Origin of the sequence: Thalassospira profundimaris, assembly GCF_003326675.1 — a bacterium.
Classification (GTDB): domain Bacteria; phylum Pseudomonadota; class Alphaproteobacteria; order Rhodospirillales; family Thalassospiraceae; genus Thalassospira; species Thalassospira aquimaris.
This window is the reverse complement of sequence record NZ_JPWF01000014.1, coordinates 91789-114933: the sequence shown is the minus strand read 5'-3', so window position 1 is coordinate 114933 and position 23145 is coordinate 91789. Positions and strand designations below refer to the sequence as shown.

Here is a 23145-nt window from a genome sequence, read left to right as displayed (position 1 = left end):
TGACGCCAAGGTAGGCAGCACGGATGCAAACGTCAAGCGCATTGGGAGCTTCGCCGCCATGCAACACGCCATAACCCAAGCGTTTCGCAGAGTCGCGAGTATTAGCCAAATGTCAAAATATGGTCGGGAAGTTCGACCATCCACGGTCCATTTGTCCAAAGAATGAAACAACGCACCTTCTTGCCCGGATACATCTGCGCCAAAGCAGCCCGGTAAATCGACATCTGCCGACGGTATGCCTTGGGCGTTCCTTCGACATCGCGGGGCGGCGGACGGTTGGTCTTGTAATCAACGATCATGACATCATCATCACGCACCACAAGCCGGTCAATCTGTGCGGAAACCACATCCCCGCCAACAATACCAACCAGCGGCACTTCGGCCCGTGATCCCGGCGCAAACACCGGGGCGAAATCGGGATTGTCAAAGATTGCGATGGTTTCATCGGCAATCTCGACCTGCTGTTCGGGTTCAAGCGCATGGACAGGCTGTGCCAGGAAACGTTCTGCCGCGGCGCGACGCGCATCCATGGGCAAATCGGGCAACAATTCCAAAAGCTTGTGGATCAAAATCCCGCGCTTAAAGCTTTGTCCCTGATCCCCGCCCAAGGGCGACTGCACAGCAGGTTCTTCTTCAAGCGGCCGCGACGGTGCCAACGGTTTGGGCGGAAAGGCTTCTTCGGGGGCGATATTGCGGATCAGACTGCGCCCGATTTTTTGTTGCCGATCTGAAACGACATCGACTTTATCTGGTTTTGGTGCCTCTGATTGATCGGTTTCCCATATCCAGCCTTCGCCATCCCAACCGGAACCGGAATAGGTTTCAAGATTGATCCGGGCGGGTTTGGCATAGCCTTCCATCGCCTGTTGGCACAGATTGTACCAGCAGTGTTCAGGCGCCTTGCGTCGTCCCTGCCAGCCACAGATATAAAGCCGGTCTTCCGCACGGGTCAGGGCGACATAAAGCAGGCGGTTATATTCCTGATCGCGCTTAACGGCGATAGCATCGCGCAGGCGCGACACCACATCGGTTTCCAGTGCCACGCGGGGCAGCCAGAACATCAGATTTTTATCTTCCTGCCAGAACAGGTTGGGGGCCTGCGTTGGTACCTGCATGGTATCGGGCAGGAAAACAATCGGCGCCTGAAGCCCCTTTGCCCCGTGTACGGTCATGATGCGCACTTCATCACGTCCGCTTTGTTCAAGGTCACGCTTGATCTCGGCATCACCGGCCATCAGCCAGTGCAGAAAGCCTTGCAAGGTCGGGGCGTGATCGGCCTCGTAGCCCATGGCAAGGTTCAGGAATTCGTCAATCGGGTCATTTGCCTCGATCCCCAGACGCCCGACCAGACGGGCACGGGCCCCGCGCGCATCTTCACCCCGGCCGCCCAGCAATTCGGCATAAAGTTCAAACGGGCGTTCATAATCAACCCGCCCCAGCCATTTGAACAAAAACGCATAGGCACGGGCAAAGATCGACCCATCGCCAACCGTTCCAGCCTTTTCGCGTAAGGCAAGCCAAAGCGTTCCTCTGCGATTGTGGGCGATTTCAAACAACTGATCGTCATCAAGCCCGATCAGCGGGCTTTTAAGAAGTTCGGCAAGCGTCAGGTCATCTTCAGGCATCAACAGGAACCGCCCGAATGCCACCAAATCCATCACCGCAAGCTGATCGGTGATCTGCATACGGTCAACACCGGCAACCGGAACGTTACGTTCCTTGAGCGCCTTAACGACCTCGTCAACGAACGCGGTACGGCGGCGTACAAGGATCATGAAATCGCCTGCACGCACCGGACGTCCACGCGATGTCAGGATTTCCTGTTCATCAATCGCATGACGAATGCGCCCGGCAATCACCCGTGCCAGACGGATTTCCGGGTCTTCAAGACGCACAATCCGGGTTGGCGGCGTCCAGGGGTCCTCGGCAACACGTTCTTGCGGTTCCACCGCAGGCCAAAGTTCAATCCGGCCGGCCTGACCAACACGAAACGGACTATGGGCGACATCCGCGCCATCATCCCCAACACCCTGCTTTGCCACTGGCCCGGCAAAGACACGGTCCACCGTGCCCAATACCGCATCGGTGGACCGGAAGGAGATGTTCATCGGCACTTCGCGCCAGTCCGCAGCAATTTCCCTGGCACGTTCGCGGAAGTAACGGCGCATCTCGGCGAACTTTTCAGGATCGGCACGCTGGAAACTGTAAATCGATTGTTTCGCATCCCCAACGGCAAAGATGGTACGCGGCTTATCGGCGTGTCGACCGGCATCGATAAAGAATTCCTCGGCCAGAATACGCACCACTTCCCACTGTTCCGGGTTGGTATCCTGTGCCTCGTCAATCAGGACGTGATCAAGGCCTTCGTCAAGTTTGAACAACACCCATCCGGCAATCCCGGCCTGACGCTGCAACAGGTTCAAACTGGTCAGGATCAGGTCATCATAATCAAGGCGGGCATGCAGCGCCTTTTTGGTGGCATAACGATCAAGCATCGCATTGCCGATGGTAATAAGCGCCGATGTCGCCCCGGCCATCGCGGCGGCCTTGCGTTGACGGTCAATTTCGATCAGGCGCGCACATTCCTGTTCAAGGGCATCGGCCCCCATCGGATGGTTTTCAGCCGCGGCCTTTGTGATCAGTTTGGCACGCGGTTCACCGGCGGTCGTAAAGAACACGCTGCGATAATCGTTAAACACCGCCAAACGGTCTTCGACCGATGTTTTTTCAAGAAACTGGGCGAGCGCGGGCACACGGGCCTGATCGGTTTTGGTGCCTGCCTCTAGGGCGGCAAGACCGCGCATCAATCCGTCACGGTCAAAGCCATCATCGGATAATGCCTTGGCCAGAATGGCCTCCTCGCTCAGTCCGACTGGCACGCCAAGCGCCTTGTAGACCGCATCGCGCATGCGACTGGCCCCGCCGAGATTGGCCAATATCCGTTTAAGACGGCCACGTTCCCGGGCCAGTTCGCCCATGACTTCGCCAAATGCGCCTTCGCGAACCTGTCCGGTGACGACCGAAAGTGCCTTGGCCAAATCTTCGTCGCGGCCGGTGCGGGCAAAGGCCAGAACTTCTTCCTGCACATCGGCCATGGTTTCGGCCGCCGTGCGGTCATCCATGATCTCGAAATGCGGGGCAAGACCGGCTTCAAGCGGGAAACGACGCAGAAGGGATTGGCAGAATGCGTGAATGGTCTGGATTTTCATCCCGCCCGGCGCATCAAGAACGCGGGCAAAAAGCTGACGCGCACGGATGGTTTCATCGGCATTGGGTGACACCCCGCCCAGATTGGCAAGATCGTCATGCAGTTCACGATCTTCCATCGTCGCCCAACGGCCCAGCCGTTCATTGACACGGTTGGCCATCTCGGCCGCGGCGGCCTTGGTAAAGGTCAGACACAGGATGCGATGGGGTTCGGTGCCCGACAGCATCAAACGCAATACCCGGTCTGAAAGAACCTTGGTCTTGCCCGCCCCGGCCGATGCCGACACCCAAACCGATGCAGTTGGATCGGACGCATTGCGTTGCAGGATATTGGGATCAGTACCGCGCATTTCGGTCATGGCTTTTCCCCTTGGCCCGCATCAGGATTTCCGTCGATGTTAGCGCTAACATCTCCGTTTTCCGAACCCTCTGAACCCGTATCTGTATCCTCACTGCCCATCCATTCGCGCAGGCGTGACAGATGCACGTAATCGGAATATTTCGGTGCGTGATCCGGGTGCGGGACACTTAGATACGGCGTTTGAGGATCAGCAAATGCAGCAGCCAAACCATTCACACCATCCACCGCCTCGTGCGCCAGAGCGGCGGGCGTGGTTTTCATGCGGGCTGTATTGATCTCGACAATCTCACCGGCAGGATCACCGCCCGAAAGTTTCCAGAATGCCATACTGGCCGGTGGTCCGGCAGGCACATCGCCAAATCCGCCCTTTTCGGCAATCGCGGCTTCAAGCGGCAATTGCGGTGCAAAGCCATTGGCAACATCACCCTGACTGGGCGGGGCACCGGTTTTGTAATCAATGATCGCAATACCGCCGTCGCGCAGTTCATCAATACGGTCGGCCCGGGCATAAACCTGAAAACCGCTGCTGGTATCAAGGGTTCCGGCCTGTTCGGTATAGGATCGACGTACCGCATCACGCCGGGTGGCTTCGGTTTGAATGAACCATTTGGCAATCCGTTCAAAACGCGGCCACCAAAAGGCCCAAAGCCCCGGGCGTGCTGCCAGTGGTTTGAACACTTCGCGCCCGATCATCAGCAATTCATGTTCCCCGTCGGGCGGCAAATGATCAGGATGACGGGCAATGAACTGATCCAGGGCATCATGGATCAGATTGCCGTAATCCGCCGCACCGGGATCTTCATCAACCCCGTCGAGTTTGCGCAAACCCAGCACATGACGGGCATAAATCGCATAGGGATCACGCATCCATGTTTCGATCTGGGTTACCGACAAACGTTGCGGACGGGCAGATACCGGCGGCTTGGGCGCAGGTCGCCCGATTCTGATGCGCATATCATCGGTCGGCTCATCCAGGGTTTCAGCCAAGGCACGCCAGTCGCTGGCATCGGATTTTTCCATGGAAACGCCCGATTTACGCAGAATGTTTTCAATCCGTAACAACCAGCGCGATGGCACGGTCGGCGTGCCTTCGATACGCAGTGCCCTTGTCATCACCACATCGGGCGAACAAAATAACTGCTGGAAATCATGGGCCGATTGTCCGACCCGGTGTTCGGGGGCCGGAAGACCGAATTTGGTCCGCATCGGGCGGCTCATCCACGGGTCGGCGCCGGCTTCGGGCGGCCAGACGCCTTCGTTCAGCCCGCCCAGAATGGTCAGATCAGCCTGTTGCATCTGGGCTTCGACAGTCCCCCAAATAAACAAACGCGGATGTTTGCCATAGCGCGGGCGCACCGCACGATCGGCCATCAATGCATCAAGAAACGCACCATATCGATTGCCAGGCATCGGCACAAACTCGCCCAAGGCATTCAGCAATTCATGGACAAAATCCGCCAATGCCTCGCCCGCCTCGCCGCGCCACAGGCGATCTGCACCCGACTGCGTATCGCTTGCCGCCAATGCCTCGGCCGCGGTGACATGACAGCGCAGGGCATGAACCGGCGACAGGGCCTTATCGGCATTAAAGTCCGACAGACTTTCAAGACAGGCCGCACAGCGTGCCACCAGATCAGAAAGCCGATCATGATCGTCGCGGATGCGTTCAATCCGGGCCGGGGCACTTTCAGAACCGCTTGCCGTCAGGCGTTCGATCCCCTCGTCACGCCAACCATCAAGGGCGGTTTGCAAACCATCCAGTCCGGGGCCGGGACGGGCCCCGCGCAAGATTTCCTTTTCGAGAAGCCGGGTCAGAACACGGAAAGTTTCCGGCGACAAACCGGCAGCCGACAATGGATGTTTCAGAAGTTCAAGCAACGGAACCGGCGCAAATTCTTCCTGAACGGCACGCACAACAAGGCGCAGGTAAATGGCAGGCGCTGTGTCATGCAGTGGAATACCCGCCGAATCATCAATTTCAACTTCCCAACGCCGAAGCTCGGTCGCCACACGGCGCGCCAGGCCACGATCCGGCGTCACCAGCGCACAGGTCTTTCCGGGATGTTCAAGCGCCTCGCGCATCATAAGGGCGATTGTGGTTGCCTCTTCACGCGCGCCAGAACAATCAACACGCAACACACCGTCCAGCACGCCGGGGGCAAAGCCCCTGATGTGCCGCCAGTGATGGGTGGTCTTGGCCGGGCGCAGCGCTTCGCGGGCCAGACGGCGGCGTTCGATGGTCGCATCCGTATCTTCGATCAGGGCCGGCCAAGGCAGAACGCTGTCGGCATGGCGTCCGATATGACGCAATGTCTTGCCCAGTAAATGCTGGGGATGGGTGGCATCTTCGTGGATCGCCGCCCAGTCTTCGTGATTAAGCCCCTTCATCAGGCCGGGCAGAACCACCCGCCCCTTGGGCATCCCGAGAACCGCACGCATCAAATCGCGCAAGGCTGGAAACGGCCCGGTCGACCCAACAATCAAAACCGGCGTTTGTGGCGGATTGGCATCCCAAAGTTCAATTTGCGCCCTGATCAAAGCATTACGGCGCATCGCCCGATCACTGACATCCTGGGAGGCCAGAATACCCGGCCAATGCAAGGTCAGGATTTGCAGGAATTCAAGCGTCAGTTGCCAATGCTCGGCAAATTCTTCGGGCACCAGGCCTTCAAGATCATCAAAGGCACAGTTTTCGGTCTGTACCTGATCCAGAAACCGGGCGAGTTCACCCGCAAGGCGGGCGGCCTGATCGGCGGTCGGCTTTTCACCACGATGATCGGGGCGGTTCATGATCAACCGGGTCAAAAGCAACTTTCGTTGCAAATCCGGAATGGATGGCGGAAGATCAAGGGCGGCCTGTTCCCCACCGGCACCGTATATCGCCAGTTCATCTTCATCGGCCTCGCCCAGTGGCCGGATGGTCGGAAGCAATGTCACCGCGCCATTGGACTGGCGCAAAAAGGCATCGCGCATCACCTTGGCCGACCGGCGGTTGGGCACCATCAAAACATAATCGGGCAATGCCACCGGCTGATCGGCAGTTTCAGCCATCAGTTGCCTGGCAATCAGATCGGCAAAAGCTTCGCCCGGCGGAATGAAGAACAGGTTTTGCGCAAGTGCATCTTCACCGCCGAACGGGTCTGCGCCATAGTCGGGATAGTCCGGTGCGTCCATGTAATCAAACAGGTCCGCCATTACTTGCCCCCGGATGCGGCTTGTTTGCTGCGTTCGATTTCAAGTGCCTTGGCAATGACCGGTTCGGAGTCCGAAAGTGCTTCTGGTGTTCCGATATGAAAATGCCCGCCATCATGAACAAGCCCGTAACACCGGCCTGCTGCCAATGCCTTGTCATAAACGACATTCAGCGAAAAGGCCCCGTCCGGCGTATTTTCAAACAGGCGCGGTGACAGGACCTGAACCCCGGTAAAGAAGTATGGCGCGCTTGGCGCATCGCCACGACGTTTTAACCGCCCGTCCACCTGCCAAAAGAAATCCCCTGCCCCGTCATATCCATATCCGTCCGCCACCGGATAGATCGCCAGAAGTGCATCCATATGATCAGGATCAAAGGCACTGATAAGGCGATCAAACAAGGCGTCCCGTCCCTCGGTCCAGAACACATCGGCATTGGCAATCAAGATTGCCTCGCGATCCAGTAATGGCAGGGCCTTTTTCACCCCGCCCCCGGTTTCCAGAAGGTCATTTTCGGGCGATGTCACAACCTTTGGTCTGGACCGAGCGGCGACATGGTCAACAATCATCTGGCCAAGGTAATGGCAATTGACCACCGCCTGATCGAACCCGGCCGCCGCCAACTTATCAAGTACATGATCAAGCATCGGCTTGCCTGCCACCGGCACCAGCGGTTTGGGCATCGTATCGGTAATCGGACGCATCCGTTTGCCAAGACCAGCGGCCAGTACCATTGCCTGTGCGCTGTGTGGATTGCCGGTCATAAGCGGGCCTCGCTGGTTGATGCGGATTTGGTTTGGGCAAGTGCCGGTGCCTTGCGTGCCTGTTCGGGGATATGAGTTTGAACCCACTGATCAAGGGCAGGCAAATGATCGGCTGCCCCGCGCAGGATCAATTCCCAGCAACGCGGGATGAAATCGAAATAGCGCGTCTTGCCCGCCTTGACCGCGAGCCAGCCAAACCGGCCCAGAATGCGGAAATTGCGCACCATTGACGTGGCGATATAGGATGTTTCGAAATCGGAACGATCAACATTCGGGAAAGCTGCCAGGTAAAACTGCTTCATCCGGTTTTCAAGATCGGGGCCGATATCATGGCGCACATCGCGCAAAAGCGATGCCAGATCATAAGGTCGCGTGGCAATCGCAGCGTCCTGAAAATCAATGATGCCGCAATCATCACCGCCATCGCCATTTTCGACCAGCATCAGGTTATCGACATGATAGTCGCGGTGAATAATCACTTCCCCCGCCTGCCAGCACATTGGCAACACGTCATCAAGAAGCTGGTCAAATGCCATAATCGCCGCAGCACGCTTTGCGTCATCATCAATGATCAGCGGCAGGTAATCATTTTTAAAACTGGCCAGCATCTTGCGGAAATTATCCGGGCCATATTGCACCAGCCCGCAATCCACCATTCCGCCGCCATCACAGAAGCGATGCAAAATGATCAATTGTTCGACCGCACGAAGATATAAACCGTCTTTGCCGGTGCCATCCATGATGCCACCCGCCTGAAGCGCACGGGTAAATGTGATATCCCCGAAATCCTCGATCAGGACCAGACCGCGCTTTTCATCCGAAGCCTGAATTTCCGGCACCCGCCAGCCCGCACGCTCAAACAGGGTCGTCGTATGAAGGACCGGGGCAACCGAAGCCGGGCGTTCGGGATCATCATAAATGCCGTGCGGATCAACATGGATCTCGTAGGGCGGAAAATCCATCAAAAGGGCCGTGTCATGGCGACGTTCAAGACGGAAATATTTACGCGCCGATGCATCATCAACCAACGGCGAAACTTGTGCATTCTGCCAGCCGCAAGCCACCAGAAAATCCTGGCGTTCGAAATTGCGACGTTCCTGATCGGGGGTGGTGCGGCTCATACCGGGTCCCCTGCAAACTGGTCAATGCGTTTAACCCAGTCTTCCCCGCTTGGCTCCAGGACAAATACCCGGCCATCGGCGGTTGGTCCGGGTTCGATATGAATATCCAGCCGGTTTTCAGGGGTCAGATATTCAAGCCGGTCGGGCCATTCAATCAGGCTGACAGCATCGGCAAAGGCATCCTCGATATCAAGCTCGTCGATTTCTTCGGGATCAGACAGGCGATAAAGATCAAAGTGCCAAACCGGCAGACGATCAAGTTCGTAAATCTGGACCAGCGTAAAGGTCGGGCTTGGGACTTCTTCGTGCGGGTTATCGGCAACCGCACGGATGAAGGCCCGGCAAAACGCGCTTTTGCCCATGCCCAATGTCCCGTGCATCAGAATGACATCGCCCGGCTTGGCGATGGCGGCAAGCTGGGCGGCAAGGGCTTCGGTCCCGGTTTGATTGCTGACAGTGACTGTCTTGGTCATGATGTCCGTCGATATATGGCCTGTGTTTGTTCTGTTGTAGGGTGACTGAGCGTCCCTTCGCAATGATTTTACGAAATCAGGATCAAGGTCACAGCAAAACAAACCAAACAGGTCAAATTTGCCCGGTTTACATTGCGATAAATGCCCCTAAATGCTATTTCGCAGCTAACAGTTTTCCCGCAGATCGCCGGGCCAAAGGTCAGGACCTGGTCCAACTTTGATACTATTTGGATGGAATGAGTATGTCAGACGCATCAAACAGCACCGATATTGCCATTATTGGCGCAGGCCCGGTCGGGCTTTTTGCGGTTTTCGAAGCCGGTATGCTGGGGCTTAAATCCCATGTGATTGATGCACTTGATATGGTTGGCGGCCAGTGCAGCGCGCTGTACCCGGAAAAACCGATCTTTGATATTCCCGCCCATCCGCAGATTGCCGGTCAGGACCTTATTGATCAGTTGGCCAAACAGGCCGAACCGTTCGAGCCGACCTATCACCTTGGTCAGCAGGTTATCAAACTTGAAAAACGTGATGATGGCCGTTTCACCCTTGAAACCAATACCGGCACGGTGATTGATGCGGGTGCGGTTGTCATTGCGGCGGGTTGCGGTGCCTTTGGCCCGAACAAACCGCCGATGGATGGCCTTGAAGATTACGAAGGTTCGGGTGGCGTTCAGTATTACGTCAAACGCCGTGCCGATTTTGCTGGCAAAAAAGTCGTGATTGCAGGCGGTGGTGATTCGGCCGTTGACTGGGCCCTTTCACTTCATGATGTCGCCGAAAAGGTGATGGTTGTCCACCGTCGTCCGAAATTCCGCGCCGCCCCGGATAGCAGCGCAAAGCTTCAGGCACTGGCCGAAGCTGGCAAGATCGAAATGGTCATCCCCTATCAGCTTAAAGGCCTTAAGGGCGAAAACGGCAAGCTTTCCCATGTTGTGGTCGCAACGCTCAAGGGCGAAGAACTTGATCTTGAAGCCGATCACCTGCTGCCGTTCTTTGGCCTTGCCATGGAACTGGGCCCGATTGCCGATTGGGGACTTAACCTTGAAAAGAACCATATCGGCGTAACCCAAGGCACCATGCAGACCTCGGTCCCGGGCATCTTCGCCATTGGCGATATCGCGACCTATGAACATAAACTGAAACTGATCCTGTCGGGCTTTGCCGAGGGTGCCAGCGCAATCCATGCCGCACGCTCCTATCTGTTCCCGGACAAGGAATTCCACTTCGAATATTCGACCACCACGGGCGTTCCCAACGAATAATCGAAGCAACCAACAGCCGCTATTGCAGGAAAGCGCACCATGACCACACATATCCCGACCCATTCCGGCGGATGTCTTTGTGGCGCGGTGCGCTTTGTTGCTTCTGGTGATCCGATTGGCGGCAATCATTGCCATTGTGGCATGTGCCGCAAGGATAGTGGTTCGGGCGTATCAAGCTTTGTTTGTTTTCCAACCAGTGCTGTGACCTGGGATGGCAAACCGACCGATTATGAAAGCTCGCCGGGGAAGTTTCGCGGATTTTGCCCGAAATGTGGTTCCAGCCTGACCTGGCGCAATGGCGCCAAGGACAGCGAGATTGATTTCCGCCTTGGCAGTTTTGATGACCCGCGCCCGTTCAAAGCCCGCAAACATCTGTGGATGAGCACCGCCCTTGAAAGCTTTGCCGGGATTGATCCCGACATCGAACATCTCGACTAAGCTTGATCAGACCGAAATGCCAAGATATTCGGCCAGAACACCAACAATCATGCCGTGATCTTCGTGGGACGCCAGACCTGATACGGTAATCGCACCAATCACCCCGACCCCGGCAACCCGGATCGGGAAGCTGCCACCATGATCGGCAAAATCGGCAAAATCAATCCCGTGATCGGCCAGCGTCTTGCCCTTGGCCTTTAACGCCAATCCAAACCGCATCGAGCTTTCATGTTCGCGCAAAGTCAGATTGCTTTTGCGTCGCGCCCAAGAATCATTGGCCGGCTTTGCGCCCGGCAAGGATGCATGAAACAGCGTGCGATCAGATGTACGGATATCCACCACCACCGGGGCGTTTTGCGCACGTGCCACGGCAACGAGTTTGGAGCCAACAGCCCACGCCGTGTCCTCGTCAAAGCGATCAAAGACCAGTTTTTCTTCCTGTCTGATCAGAAGGTCTAGATCCATGGAACGGCTCCTTGCGCAAAAATCGGTTCAATCCATCCATACCCCAGCCGAAGGGATACTGGAAACAGCAAAGAAAAAAGGCTGCATCCTTTGGCGGGATACAGCCTTTGTTTCGAAATCGTAATTTCAGCTTACTTCTCGTCGCCCATCTTGAGCGCGTTGATAAAGGCCGATTGCGGAATTTCGACCTTGCCGAACTGACGCATCTTTTTCTTACCGGCCTTCTGTTTTTCCAGAAGTTTACGTTTACGCGAAACGTCACCGCCGTAACATTTTGCCGTCACGTCCTTACGCAGCGCCGAAACGGTTTCACGGGCAATCACCTTGCCACCAATGGCGGCCTGAATGGCGATGCGGAACATCTGGCGCGGGATCAGGTCTTTAAGACGCTTACAAATCTCGCGGCCACGATATTCGGCAGCCGAACGGTGCACCATCAGGGCCAGCGCATCGACCGGTTCCTCGTTCACAAGGATGGAAACCTTGACCAGATCGCTTTCGTCGTAACCGGCAATCTCGTAATCGAAGCTTGCATAGCCGCGCGAGATTGATTTCAGACGGTCATAGAAATCAAACACCACTTCGTTGAGCGGCAGCTTGTAAACCGCCATTGCACGGTTACCGACATAGGTCAGGTCAAGCTGAACACCACGGCGTTCGGTGCAAAGGGTCAGAATACCGCCAAGATATTCGTCCGGCACCATGATCGATGCCTTGATCCAGGGTTCTTCAATCGCCTTGATCTTTGTGACGTCAGGGAAATCTGCCGGGTTGTGCAGCAGGATATCTTCGCCCTTGGTCATAGAGATCTTGTAGGAAACCGACGGTGCCGTCGTGATCAGATCAAGCTCGAACTCGCGTTCGAGACGTTCCTGAATGATTTCCAGATGCAGAAGACCCAGGAAGCCACAGCGGAAGCCAAGACCCAGTGCGGTCGAGTTTTCCGGTTCGAACTGGAAGGATGCGTCGTTAAGATGCAGCTTTTCCAGCGCATCACGCAGCACTTCATATTCGCTGGTATCAACCGGGAAAATACCACAGAACACAACCGGGATGGACGGTTTGAAACCGGCCAGCGGCTTAGCACACGGGCGTTTTTCTTCGGTAATGGTGTCACCGACTTCGCATTCGGCAACGGTTTTCATACCGCAGTTGATAAAACCGACTTCACCCGGGCCCAATTCGTCAAGTGCAACCGGTTTGGGCGTAAACACGCCAACACGTTCAATCGTGTGGTTGACCTTGGCGTTCATGAAGCGGACTTTCTGACCCTTTTTCAGGGTGCCTTCCTTCACGCGCACCAGAATCATCACACCGAGATAAGTGTCATACCAGCTATCGACCAGCAGAACTTCGAGCGGAGCACTCGCATCACCGGTCGGTGCCGGCAGACGATGCACCAGTGCTTCAAGCACATCAGGCACACCAAGGCCGGTTTTGGCCGAAATCATCACCGCGTCGGATGCATCGATCCCGATGACTTCTTCGATCTGTTCCTTGACCTGATCAGGCTCGGCCGCCGGAAGATCGACCTTGTTCAGAACCGGGACGATTTCATGGTTGTTGTCGATTGCCTGATACACGTTGGCAAGGGTCTGTGCTTCCACACCCTGCGCGGCATCAACAACAAGAAGCGATCCTTCGCAGGCTGCAAGCGAGCGCGATACTTCATAGGCAAAGTCGACGTGACCGGGCGTATCCATCAGGTTGAGCGTATATTCCTGCCCATCCTTGGCGGTATATTTCAGGCGCACGGCCTGTGACTTGATCGTGATGCCGCGTTCGCGTTCGATATCCATCGAATCGAGAACCTGATCGGCCATTTCACGTTCGGTCAGGCCACCGGTCAACTGGATCAGGCGATCCGCCAGGGTCGATTTACCGTGGTCGATATGCGCGATGATCGAAAAGTTACGAATATTCTTAAGGTCAGTCATTTTTGGCTGCTTCTGGCACTAAAATTGGCTGGCATTTCGCCGGGTGGCACATTTGTTTCGAAACGTGTGATCATCCGAACCGGACCGATATCTGTCCCGCAATTCACATGTTTCCCCTGCACCTCACCCGGTCTGCAAACCAGTCTGGTTGCGACTCAAGAGTACTATCACGTCCGTTTACCGGACAGAGATGAACAGGAAAACCCGTCTTGCGTGATCGTCGGATCAATCACCAGCGGGTTTATAGGGGTTTTTGCCCGTAATTAGAAGCGTTGTGTTGTGTTTGCTGCCCAACGAATTCACATGTCTGGCACGCAACCGGTCAGACAAAATCACCTGTGGTGATCAAAGCCCGTCCATCGTCCCCGTCAAACAGATGTCGACAAAGGCTTTTTCCAAGCTCTGACCTTCAAATTCATCTGTTTGCATTCTTTTCAACCAGACGAAAAGAACATAGGTTTCATGAGTGGAAACCGAAAACAATCCTGACAGGGATAAACCCAAAACATGTTCATGACATCAATCGAGCCATCCCTGTCCAGGCGCAGTCTGGTGACTTTGCGCAAAAGGCTTGCGGCCATGACCCTGACCGGGGTTGTGGTTCTGATGTTTTCATTCTTCTTCATTCAGAAAACGCTTTATGACAGCGCCGTTCATCATGCCAGTGCCGAGTTGGAGGCAACCGCCTACCGGCTGGGTTCGATGTTGCTGCAACATGAAGATATTGACCTGCAACGGATTGTTGATGCCAATTCGGCCATCACAATTGGCGTGCTTGATGAACAGCTTAATCAGGTTCAGGGCTTTATACCGCCGCATCTGGTGGATGATCTTGCCGAATATATTGCCGAGCAAGGCAAAGAAAGCGATTCACTTCAGTGCGTTCATGCCCAGCAAGTGATGATACTTGCCTATAGCAAGCTTGATCAGCTTGACCGGATTGTGGTTGCCTTCACACCGCGCAGTGTTCTGCTTGAAAGCTGGCGCGAAGCAATCATTTTGCACGCATTGATGTTTGTAATGGCCATGACCATCATGTGCGGATTGGCGATCTGGTTGTGGCAACGCCTTAAACGCCAGCATCTTCGTGCCATCAATCTGACCGAACATTTCAGCGAAACAGAAAACACCCTGTCGGAATGCGGATGCGCGGTACTTGGCTGGCCGGTCAACAGCACGGACGGCAAACTGACAACCCAGTTGAACTGGCCGGAAATTCTTGGCCCGACGGACAAAACCATTGGACCGCTGATGACGGACTTCCTTGACTGTCTTTCGCCCGGCTCACGTGCGAAGCTTCTTGATCCGCTGGTCAACAATATCTGGGCCGATGAACGGATTGGCGCGATGGTCGATCTTCGGGTTTCCGCCAACACGTCGCAGCGCTTTTATCTGATGGCGCAACGCCTGACAGAAAATGATCCTGAAACCATTTCTGTTCTGCTTCTGGAAACATCGGCCGAGCAGGAACTTTGCCACCCGTTTGAAACCTATCTTCACCACACCCCGGAACCGTCGATTGCTGTTGATCAGGACGGTCTTTTGCGCGGTTTCAGTCCGGCATTGGAGAAACTGATGGGGCCCGGCGTTCAGGGCATTATTGGCAAAAACGTTTTCAATCTTTTCGAACCTGAAGACCAGCAGATTGCGATGAGCGTCTTTGACGAGTCCAGTCGGTCGCAAATCACCGGCGACGGAAAGTCCATCTTGCGCATTCGTGATCACAGCGGGGCAGTCCGGTGGCTTTCATGGCACGGCATCGGTCCGTTTAACGGCATGATTTTCGCCAGCGCCCGTGACGTGACGGAATTTGTCGAAAATGCCAACAAGCTGCGCACAACCCTTGATCAGCTTAAGCGCAGCAACGAAGACCTTGAACAGTTTGCCTATGTCGCATCCCATGACTTGCAACAGCCGCTTCGCATGGTTGCCAGCTATACCCAGCTTTTGAAACGGCGTTATGGCGGAACCCTTGATCAGGAAGCAGATGAATATATCGACTATGCCGTCGATGGTGCCAAACGGATGCACAAGCTGATCAGTCATCTTCTGGAATATGCCAAGGCCGGGACCAATGACGAGTTTAGCGAGATTGATTGCAATCTTGTCCTGAACGAAGCACAGGCAGACCTTAAGGCCGTGATCAGCCAGGAACATGCGACCATTACCCATGATGATTTGCCGACAATCATGGGCGACAGGATTGCCCTTTCCCGTCTGTTCCAGAACCTTCTATCCAATGCGATCAAGTATCGTCGCCCGGGCGTCCCGCCGCATATTGCCATCACGGTCGAACCCGATCCTGTCATAGGCGATTTCTGGCGGTTTTCGATCCGCGATAACGGCATCGGCATCCACCCCGAACATGCCCAGCGTATTTTCCGCCTGTTCCAACGCCTGCATAAGGATGAATTTTCCGGCACCGGCCTTGGATTGTCACTTTGCCGCAAGATTGTCGAACAGCATGGCGGACGTATCTGGCTTGATACCAGTCGCCCGATCAGCGATCCGGGTACGACAATCATCTTTACCCTGCGCGTCCATCGTCCGGACTGACGTACTTTGCCACGCCCATCCGATTGCCTGCCGCCTATACCCACCTTCGGGGATGGCAAGCATATTGCTTCTCTTTCCCCATGTATCGAGGCAGCCGGGTAAAAGCTGCCTGTCGTGGTAAGGGAAAAACGCATGTTAAATCGCTCTGACGTAACGCGCCCGCGGATTGGCATCCTGTTGGCAATGATGGGCCTGATGGCTTTGGCTGCCTGTGGCTCGGACATGCGGACCATGAATGACAGCCATATGCAAAATCTGGCCTCTTTCTTTGCCCAACATGAACCCGGCGAACCGTTGCCGCGTGGTTGGCGGCGGCTGGATGGCTCGGAAATCAATTACCGTTTTGCAAACGAAACATATGCGGTCTATTCAATTGACGAAGATGAACAGCTTCTGGTCATGCATCTATACGACAATGGCGAAGGTCGGCTTGAGGCCGATGATGATCGCGAACGTTGCGTGTGGAACACCATGATGGATCAATTGGCGATCGAGTGCGACGACACCGATATGGAATGGCATGTCTTTACCAATGGCCCTGATCTGATCGCGCTTGATCTGGACGAGGAAGAATATGCCATCTTGCGCAAACGTCCGGGTCGGTAAATTTGATCCAGCAGGCGTATTTCCACGCCTTGACAGTTCCCAAAAGAAAACGGGCCACGCATTTTCCAATGCGTGGCCCGTTTTGATTTCGTATGGTTCGCAGGCTTAGGCGCGCAGCGATCCACCGGTTGCCTTTTGCACGGCCTCGACAACCTTTTTGCTGACCGCATCAATCTCTTCTTCGGTCAGGGTTGCCTTGGTCGGTTGCAAGGTGATCGAGAAGGCGAGTGATTTCTTGCCGTCCTCAATGCCCTTGCCCGCATAAAGGTCAAAGATCGTTACATCCGTGATCAAGGCGCGGTCGGCACTCCGCGCTGCCTTGATGATCGCTTCTGCTTTCACGTCATCATCCAGCAGGAAGGCAAAGTCACGCTCGACCGACTGGAAGCTCGATGCATTGAGTGCCGGACGTGCTGTACCTTTTTTCTTGGGCATCGGAATGTTTTCAACAAACAGTTCGAACGCCACAACGCGACCTTTGACACCCAGCGCCTTAAGCACTTTGGGGTGCAGTTCGCCGAAATAGCCAAGCACGTTTTTCGGACCAAGCTGCAAGGCAGCAGAACGACCCGGATGATACCAAGCCGGTGCACCTTCGGTATTGACCTGAAGGTTGGCAGCAGTGGTGCCAAGTGCGTCAACCAGTGCTTCGACATCGGCTTTGACGTCAAAGACATCAACTTCGCGACGCAAACCGGTCCAGCTGCGCGGTGTGGTCGAACCGGCACGCAGGCCTGCTGCGACCAAGCGCTGATCACCCGGCTGATCACCGAAGAATTCCGGTCCAACTTCGAACAGTGCCAGATCAGAAAAACCGCGTGCCTGGTTACGACCGGCTGCTGCAATCATGTTGATCAATGCGTTCGGACGCATGACATCAAGATCAGAGCTGATCGGGTTTGCCAGGAACAGACCTTCCTTGAGTTCACCAAACAGTTTTGCCCAGCGGGAATCAGTGAAGGACCAGGTCACAGTTTCATACAGACCGCGCGACGCAAGAATGCGACGGGTCAGTCCGACGCGTTTCTGCATCGGCGACAGGGCGGGAACCGGAAGACTGGTTTCACGTTCCAACGGAACGGTCGGGATTTTGTCGTAACCAACGATGCGCAGGACTTCTTCGACAAGATCGGCTTCACCGATAATGTCGGGACGCCAGGTCGGTGCAACCGCGGTGATAACCGGGGCCGAACCGCTGACTTCAAAGCCAAGCGAGGTCAGAATTTCAATCGCACGATCGGCTTCAACCGTAACGCCGCCAAGCTCGAGGATGCGGTCGATACGCAGATCAAAAGCATTGCGCGGGTTGGGAACTTCGCCCGCCTTAACGACATGGGAAACTTCACCACCACAAATCTCGGTGATCAGGTGGGTGGCAACTTCCATGCCCCAGGCAATCGACTGCGGATCAACACCGCGCTCAAAACGATAGCGGGCATCGGAATTGATCTGAAGCTTGCGGCCGGTCTTGGCGATGCTGATCGGATCAAACAGCGCGCATTCGACAAATACATTGACGGTTTCGTCAAGGCAGCCGGTTTCATCACCACCGATGATGCCACCAATGCCAAGTGCCTTTGCCTGATCGGCAATGACAACCATGGCGTCAGACAGCTCGTATTCCTTGTTATCAAGGGCAGCAAGCTTTTCACCATTGGTCGCATAACGAACATTGATGTCACCCGACAGTTTGTCGGCATCAAAGACGTGCAGCGGACGACCAAGATCGTGGGTCACAAGGTTGGTGATATCGACCAGTGCCGAAATCGGACGCAGACCAATGGCTTCCAGACGGGCTTTAAGCCAATCCGGGCTTTCACCGTTTTTCACGCCGCGGATATAACGGCCATAGAATGCCGGAACCGCATTGTTTGCGGCGATCTCGGCAGAAATGGCAACGCCAATCGGGCTGTCAAACGAACCGGCAACGGCTTGCGCGCGCGGATCAGCCTTAAGCGTACCGATACCGGCTGCTGCCAGATCACGCGCAATACCGCGTACACCCGTGCAATCCGGACGGTTCGGGGTCAGGCCGATTTCAATGATCGGATCATCAGCACCCAGAACAGATGCAACCGGTGCGCCGATTTCTGCATCTGCGGGCAGTTCGATAATGCCGTCATGGTCTTCGCCCAGGCACAGCTCGCGGGTGGAGCACATCATGCCCTGGCTTTCGATGCCACGGATTTTGCCCGGCTTCAGCTTGGAGCCGTCAATCGGAATGATCGCACCCGGCTGTGCCAAGGCAACCTTAAGCCCGGTACGGGCATTCGGCGCACCACAGACGACCTGGATCATCTTGTCACCGGTATTGACCCGGCACAATTTCAGGCGGTCGGCATCGGGATGCTGACCGGCTTCTTCGATATAGGCGACACGAATATCAGCAAGGGCTGCTGCGCGGTCGGTGACATCTTCAATTTCCAGACCGATATCGGTCAGTTTTTCTGCAACCACCTCGATCGACGCATCGGTATCAAGGTGCTGCTTCAGCCAATTCAGTGTGAATTTCATAATCTCAGCCCCTTACCATGTTCGGTACATCCAGCGGCACGAAACCATAATGTTTCAGCCAGCGCAGATCGGTATCGAAGAAGGTACGAAGATCGGGAATGCCGTATTTCAGCATGGCGATACGTTCGATCCCCATACCAAAGGCAAAGCCCTGATATTCATTCGGGTCAAGACCACAAGCTGCCAGAACACGCGGATGAACCATGCCGCAGCCGAGAATTTCCAGCCAGTCATCGCCTTCCCCAATTTTCAGCTCGCCGCCTTTGCGCGAACAACCGATATCCATCTCGGCACTCGGTTCGGTGAACGGGAAGAAGCTTGGACGGTAACGGACCGGCACATCATCAAGTTCGAAATAGGTTTTCACGAACTCAAGCAGGCAGCCTTTAAGGTGACCCATATGGGTTTTCTTGTCGATCACCAGACCCTCGACCTGGTGGAACATCGGCGTATGGGTCATATCGCTATCGGAACGATAAGTGCGGCCCGGTGCAATGATGCGGATCGGCGGGGTTTTGCTCTGCATGGTTCTGATCTGCACCGGCGAAGTGTGGGTACGCAGCACAAGGCGCGAACCGTCTTCCTGTTCGGGCAGATAGAAGGTGTCCTGCATTTCACGCGCCGGATGTTCCGGCGGGATGTTCAGCGCAGTAAAGTTATGGAAGTCGTCTTCAACATCCGGACCTTCGGCCAGGGCAAAGCCCATTTCGCCAAAGATCGATACGATTTCGTCAATCGTCTGACTGATCGGGTGGATGCGGCCCGCGGTTTCATCCGGGCGCGATGACAGGGTGACGTCGATCCGTTCGCCGACAAGACGGGCCTCAAGGGCGGCATCTTCGAGGGCGGTTTTGCGGGTGTCGATTGCGCCTGCTACCTGGTCTTTGACAAGGTTCAGTGTCTGACCAAATTCACGACGCTGATCCGGGTCCATCTTGCCAAGGTTTTTCATAAGGCCGGTAATGCGGCCTTTCTTGCCAAGGGCGCTGATGCGGACTTCTTCAAGAGCAGCAAGATCAACTGCTTTTTCGACTTCCGCCAGAACCTCTTCGCGCAATGCTTCGATGTTTTCCATAACTTCCGACGCTTTGGCTTGGGTTTAAAAAAGTACATAAAGAAAAAGAAAGGGGACGGCCAATATGGCCGCCCCCGATCAAATCAGGCAAGTGCCGATTAAACCTTTTAACAAAGGTTTATTAGCCGAGTGCAGCCTGCGCCTGGGTTACCAGAGCTTTGAAAGCTTCCGGTTCACGCACTGCGATGTCGGCAAGCACCTTGCGGTCCAGTTCAACGCCAGCCTTCTTCAGACCGTTCATGAACTGCGAATAGCTCAGACCGTTTTCGCGTGCACCAGCGTTGATACGCTGAATCCAGAGCGAGCGGAACTGGCGTTTCTTAACGCGACGATCGCGGTATGCATACTGCAGACCTTTTTCCACAGCCTGAACGGCGGTGCGGAAAGTGTTGTTGCGGCGACCGCGGTAACCTTTGGCAGCCTTAATAACCTTGCGGTGACGAGCGTGAGAAGTCACGCCCCCTTTTACACGAGCCATTTAACTCTCCTTCAACCTTAACCGTACGGCAGGAATTTTTTGACGATGCGGGCATCTGCGTCACAGAGAATCTCCGTGCCACGAGCCTGGCGCTTCATCTTGGTCGGTTTCGCAGTCAGAAGGTGGCGCTTGTTTGCCACGTTGTGACGGACCTTCCCGCTTGCAGTCAGGCGAAAGCGTTTTTTCGCACTCGATTTAGTCTTCATCTTGGGCATTTTACTATCCTTGCATAAGCAATGAAAACGAAATCCCCTTCGGCGGCTGGGCATGCCCTGAAGGACCATTACAGACCTTCCAGCCTCACCACCTGTTTTGGGGACGGGTGGTTATAGACTCCGGGATTGCCTTTTTCAAGGGCCAATTCGCCCCTTTCCCCTTGCTTTTTGCGGCTCTGACCCGCCATTGTGCCCTTGCCTGACAAATTGGCCACAGCTCAACCAATCCGTTCCCGGTTATCTGACTGATCACATGTCACAAATTACATCTATTATTTTGCCGTTCTTTGCCCTGATCGGTCTGGGCTGGATTGGTGGCAAAACCCGGATCGTAACCCCGGAAGGGATGCGTGGCATCAACGGTTTTGTCTTTTACTTTGCCCTGCCCGCCCTTTTGTTCCGTGCCCTTGCGACACGAACACCTGACGAGATTTGGCAACCCGACATCCTTATCGCCTATGGCGGTGGAACCCTTGTGGTTTATGGACTGACCCGCGTGATCGCCGCCAGGGTCTTCGACCTTGATCCGACAAGTCAGACCCTGTTTTCCTTTGCCGGAACTATGTCCAATGTCGGCTTCATGGGTCTTCCTCTGATCATCGGGTTACTGGGACAAGAAGCAACAGTGCCGCTGATTGTGGCCCTTGCCTTTGACCTGATCGTCATGTTGTCCCTGTCGCTGCTTTTGCTTGAAGGGGCCAAGCATGCAAACGGCGGAAATTCGGCCGGCAAAATTATCCGTGGCACCCTGACCAATCCGGTTGTTCTGGCAATTATTGCTGGCGTTATTGCCAGCATTCTTGATCTCAGCTGGCCCAAAGGCGTCGATTATCTGCTGGAACTTCTTGGCGGCAGTGCCGGTCCCGCCGCCCTGTTTGCCATTGGCGTGGCCCTGGTCGGACGGCCAATTGCCGAGAAACGCGCCGAGCTTGTCGCCATGTCGCTGGCCAAACTGGTGATCCATCCAGTGATGGTGTTTGCCGGATTCTATATGGTGGGTTCTGTTACCGGGCTCGAGGCAAAGGCAGTGTTTCTGTTGGCGGCCCTGCCGACCGCGGGCAATGTCTTTGTCGTAGCGACAACCTATGATCGCTACATCGTACGCAGTTCGTCGATTGTGTTGGTGACGACTGCCCTTGGCGTGATCACCTTTTCAATCTTTTCACTCTATATCGATCCGATCATTACCCTGCTGGATTAAGCTGATCTTTGGCAGGTTAAAATCGGGCGCAGGATTATAGATGCTGGCACTCTGGTACGAATCCGACATTGCACGTGTACCGGAATCCAGACTTTTAATGGAAAGAACCGTCAAACAGCGGTTTTGATGGTATGCGCCCGGCCGATCCACTTTTCGATTCGGCTCATCAGTTTTTCGCGGTTCACCGGCTTAAGAACAAAGTCATTGCCCCCGGCCGCAACACCGCCGCGCAAGTCTTCTTCGCCTTGGCGGGCCGTGACATAAATGATCGCACAAGCAAGATCGGGGAAATGGGTCCGCACGTTCAGTGCAGTTTCAAAACCGTTCATGTCAGGCATCATGATATCCATCAGGATGATGCGTGGACGTTTGGTTTTAAGGAGTTTCAAAAGATCCTTGCCAGAGGAAACGCCCTGAAACGAAAACCCGCCGCTTTCGACGATTCGTTTAAGCAGCACCAGACTTTTGGGGTCATCATCGACACCAACGATCAGAAGATCATTTCCAGCTGGCATGGCATTCCCTCTTTGGCTTGGACCTTGGGGCAGAACGGCAAAACGCCGCGTCTTAACGCGGCGCCAGCACCATAATCATAACACGGCCTTCCATCTTTGGCATCATTTCAGCTTTGGAGAGATCTTCGAGATCCCCCGAAAAACGCTGCAACATGCCAAGACCGAGATCCTGGTGAGCCATTTCACGTCCGCGGAAGCGCAACGTGACTTTCACCTTATCTCCACCGCCGAGAAACTTCTGCGCGGCGCGCAGTTTGACATTGTAGTCATGGGTATCGATGTTCGGACGGAGTTTGATCTCCTTGACCTCGATAACCTTCTGTTTCTTTTTGGCCTCGTTCTGCTTCTTGCTCTGTTCGTATTTGAACTTGCCGTAGTCGATCAGCTTACACACAGGCGGTTCAGCATTCGGCGCGACTTCGACGAGGTCGAGTCCAGCTTCCGCTGCCATTTCAATGCCTTCACGCACCGTCATTGGATCCGACATATTGCCTTCGGCGTCGACAACACAGATGGAACGGGCTTTGATATCCTCATTGACGCGCGGACCTTCCTTGGTCGGCTGCATCGGTTTGCGTGGTCGTGCTATGGAGAATCTCCTATGGTAATCAAACAAATCGGTCAGAAACAGAAACGACGAAAACACTGCTTGTTCAAACAGTGTTTTCGCTTCGACCTCACCTAGCATATCCGCGTACGTTCAGAAAGCAATGTTTTTAGGCAATTACAAAGGTCTCAAAGCGCCATTTTCCGCGCTTTTCA

The 23145-nt window shown here is 55.0% G+C and carries 18 protein-coding genes; 5 read left to right on the top strand and 13 right to left on the bottom strand.

What is annotated here, in order from left to right; genetic code table 11:
* Positions 1-101: 101 nt before the first annotated feature.
* Genes addA through tsaE form a run of 5 tightly spaced genes read right to left on the bottom strand, consistent with a single transcriptional unit; the run spans position 102 to position 9118 of the window.
* Positions 102-3566: a double-strand break repair helicase AddA gene (gene addA / locus TH19_RS18180; protein ID WP_114103778.1), complete on the bottom strand. Its 3465-nt coding sequence runs from the start codon at positions 3564-3566 to the stop codon at positions 102-104.
* Positions 3563-6763, bottom strand: coding sequence for a double-strand break repair protein AddB (gene addB / locus TH19_RS18175; RefSeq protein WP_114103777.1), 3201 nt, complete (start codon positions 6761-6763; stop codon positions 3563-3565). The genes addA and addB overlap by 4 nt, the downstream gene beginning before the upstream one ends.
* Entirely contained in the window at positions 6763-7524 is a 762-nt protein-coding gene (locus tag TH19_RS18170) for a nucleotidyltransferase family protein (protein WP_114103776.1), read from the bottom strand. The genes addB and TH19_RS18170 overlap by 1 nt, the downstream gene beginning before the upstream one ends.
* The gene (locus TH19_RS18165; RefSeq protein ID WP_114103775.1) at positions 7521-8645 is read right to left on the bottom strand and encodes an aminoglycoside phosphotransferase family protein; all 1125 of its coding nucleotides are present in this window, start codon (positions 8643-8645) and stop codon (positions 7521-7523) included. Before TH19_RS18165 ends, TH19_RS18170 begins: the two co-directional genes overlap by 4 nt.
* Positions 8642-9118, bottom strand: coding sequence for a tRNA (adenosine(37)-N6)-threonylcarbamoyltransferase complex ATPase subunit type 1 TsaE (gene tsaE / locus TH19_RS18160; RefSeq protein WP_114103774.1), 477 nt, complete (start codon positions 9116-9118; stop codon positions 8642-8644). Before tsaE ends, TH19_RS18165 begins: the two co-directional genes overlap by 4 nt.
* 242 nt (positions 9119-9360) lie before the next feature.
* Between tsaE and TH19_RS18155 the strand changes: the two genes are divergently transcribed.
* A complete protein-coding gene (locus TH19_RS18155) occupies positions 9361-10383 on the top strand; it encodes an NAD(P)/FAD-dependent oxidoreductase (protein WP_181846470.1) in 1023 nt (340 codons plus the stop codon).
* Positions 10384-10422: 39 nt separating this feature from the next.
* Positions 10423-10821, top strand: a complete 399-nt coding sequence (locus TH19_RS18150; RefSeq protein WP_114103772.1) for a GFA family protein — start codon at positions 10423-10425, stop codon at positions 10819-10821.
* A 6-nt stretch (positions 10822-10827) separates the two neighbouring features.
* Here the strand turns inward: TH19_RS18150 and TH19_RS18145 are convergent, their stop codons facing one another.
* Positions 10828-11286 (bottom strand): heme-degrading domain-containing protein, encoded by a 459-nt coding sequence (locus TH19_RS18145; protein ID WP_114103771.1) that lies wholly within the window; start codon positions 11284-11286, stop codon positions 10828-10830.
* A gap of 131 nt (positions 11287-11417) precedes the next feature.
* Positions 11418-13223 (bottom strand): translation elongation factor 4, encoded by a 1806-nt coding sequence (lepA, locus tag TH19_RS18140; RefSeq protein WP_114103770.1) that lies wholly within the window; start codon positions 13221-13223, stop codon positions 11418-11420.
* A 507-nt stretch (positions 13224-13730) separates the two neighbouring features.
* Between lepA and TH19_RS18135 the strand changes: the two genes are divergently transcribed.
* On the top strand, positions 13731-15779 hold the full coding sequence (locus TH19_RS18135) for a sensor histidine kinase (RefSeq protein WP_114103769.1): 2049 nt from the start codon (positions 13731-13733) through the stop codon (positions 15777-15779).
* Positions 15780-15911: 132 nt separating this feature from the next.
* The gene (locus tag TH19_RS18130) at positions 15912-16385 is read left to right on the top strand and encodes a hypothetical protein (RefSeq protein WP_114103768.1); all 474 of its coding nucleotides are present in this window, start codon (positions 15912-15914) and stop codon (positions 16383-16385) included.
* A 105-nt stretch (positions 16386-16490) separates the two neighbouring features.
* Here TH19_RS18130 and pheT read toward each other — a convergent pair whose 3' ends face one another.
* The 4 genes from pheT to rpmI form a co-directional block, all read right to left on the bottom strand.
* Positions 16491-18899, bottom strand: coding sequence for a phenylalanine--tRNA ligase subunit beta (pheT, locus tag TH19_RS18125; RefSeq protein ID WP_114103767.1), 2409 nt, complete (start codon positions 18897-18899; stop codon positions 16491-16493).
* Positions 18900-18903: 4 nt separating this feature from the next.
* Positions 18904-19974: a phenylalanine--tRNA ligase subunit alpha gene (gene pheS / locus TH19_RS18120; protein WP_114103766.1), complete on the bottom strand. Its 1071-nt coding sequence runs from the start codon at positions 19972-19974 to the stop codon at positions 18904-18906.
* Positions 19975-20095: 121 nt separating this feature from the next.
* A complete protein-coding gene (gene rplT / locus TH19_RS18115) occupies positions 20096-20452 on the bottom strand; it encodes a 50S ribosomal protein L20 (protein WP_114103765.1) in 357 nt (118 codons plus the stop codon).
* A 17-nt stretch (positions 20453-20469) separates the two neighbouring features.
* Positions 20470-20667 carry a 50S ribosomal protein L35 gene (gene rpmI / locus TH19_RS18110; RefSeq protein WP_044829755.1) on the bottom strand — a complete coding sequence of 66 codons (198 nt, stop codon included), beginning with the start codon at positions 20665-20667 and terminating at the stop codon, positions 20470-20472.
* Between the two features lie 253 nt (positions 20668-20920).
* Between rpmI and TH19_RS18105 the strand changes: the two genes are divergently transcribed.
* Positions 20921-21868 (top strand): AEC family transporter, encoded by a 948-nt coding sequence (locus tag TH19_RS18105; protein ID WP_114103764.1) that lies wholly within the window; start codon positions 20921-20923, stop codon positions 21866-21868.
* A 110-nt stretch (positions 21869-21978) separates the two neighbouring features.
* Here TH19_RS18105 and TH19_RS18100 read toward each other — a convergent pair whose 3' ends face one another.
* Both TH19_RS18100 and infC read right to left on the bottom strand, forming a co-directional pair.
* Positions 21979-22383: a response regulator gene (locus tag TH19_RS18100; protein ID WP_114103763.1), complete on the bottom strand. Its 405-nt coding sequence runs from the start codon at positions 22381-22383 to the stop codon at positions 21979-21981.
* 52 nt (positions 22384-22435) lie between these two features.
* Positions 22436-22951: a translation initiation factor IF-3 gene (infC, locus tag TH19_RS18095; protein WP_114103762.1), complete on the bottom strand. Its 516-nt coding sequence runs from the start codon at positions 22949-22951 to the stop codon at positions 22436-22438.
* Positions 22952-23145 lie beyond the last annotated feature (194 nt).

Coding starts and splice junctions, on each gene's coding strand:
- addA (WP_114103778.1), bottom strand. CDS start 3,566: ATGACCGAAATGCGCGGTACTGATCCCAATATCCTGCAACGCAATGCG.
- addB (WP_114103777.1), bottom strand. CDS start 6,763: ATGGCGGACCTGTTTGATTACATGGACGCACCGGACTATCCCGACTAT.
- TH19_RS18170 (WP_114103776.1), bottom strand. CDS start 7,524: ATGACCGGCAATCCACACAGCGCACAGGCAATGGTACTGGCCGCTGGT.
- TH19_RS18165 (WP_114103775.1), bottom strand. CDS start 8,645: ATGAGCCGCACCACCCCCGATCAGGAACGTCGCAATTTCGAACGCCAG.
- tsaE (WP_114103774.1), bottom strand. CDS start 9,118: ATGACCAAGACAGTCACTGTCAGCAATCAAACCGGGACCGAAGCCCTT.
- TH19_RS18155 (WP_181846470.1), top strand. CDS start 9,361: ATGTCAGACGCATCAAACAGCACCGATATTGCCATTATTGGCGCAGGC.
- TH19_RS18150 (WP_114103772.1), top strand. CDS start 10,423: ATGACCACACATATCCCGACCCATTCCGGCGGATGTCTTTGTGGCGCG.
- TH19_RS18145 (WP_114103771.1), bottom strand. CDS start 11,286: ATGGATCTAGACCTTCTGATCAGACAGGAAGAAAAACTGGTCTTTGAT.
- lepA (WP_114103770.1), bottom strand. CDS start 13,223: ATGACTGACCTTAAGAATATTCGTAACTTTTCGATCATCGCGCATATC.
- TH19_RS18135 (WP_114103769.1), top strand. CDS start 13,731: ATGTTCATGACATCAATCGAGCCATCCCTGTCCAGGCGCAGTCTGGTG.
- TH19_RS18130 (WP_114103768.1), top strand. CDS start 15,912: ATGTTAAATCGCTCTGACGTAACGCGCCCGCGGATTGGCATCCTGTTG.
- pheT (WP_114103767.1), bottom strand. CDS start 18,899: ATGAAATTCACACTGAATTGGCTGAAGCAGCACCTTGATACCGATGCG.
- pheS (WP_114103766.1), bottom strand. CDS start 19,974: ATGGAAAACATCGAAGCATTGCGCGAAGAGGTTCTGGCGGAAGTCGAA.
- rplT (WP_114103765.1), bottom strand. CDS start 20,452: ATGGCTCGTGTAAAAGGGGGCGTGACTTCTCACGCTCGTCACCGCAAG.
- rpmI (WP_044829755.1), bottom strand. CDS start 20,667: ATGCCCAAGATGAAGACTAAATCGAGTGCGAAAAAACGCTTTCGCCTG.
- TH19_RS18105 (WP_114103764.1), top strand. CDS start 20,921: ATGTCACAAATTACATCTATTATTTTGCCGTTCTTTGCCCTGATCGGT.
- TH19_RS18100 (WP_114103763.1), bottom strand. CDS start 22,383: ATGCCAGCTGGAAATGATCTTCTGATCGTTGGTGTCGATGATGACCCC.
- infC (WP_114103762.1), bottom strand. CDS start 22,951: ATGCAGCCGACCAAGGAAGGTCCGCGCGTCAATGAGGATATCAAAGCC.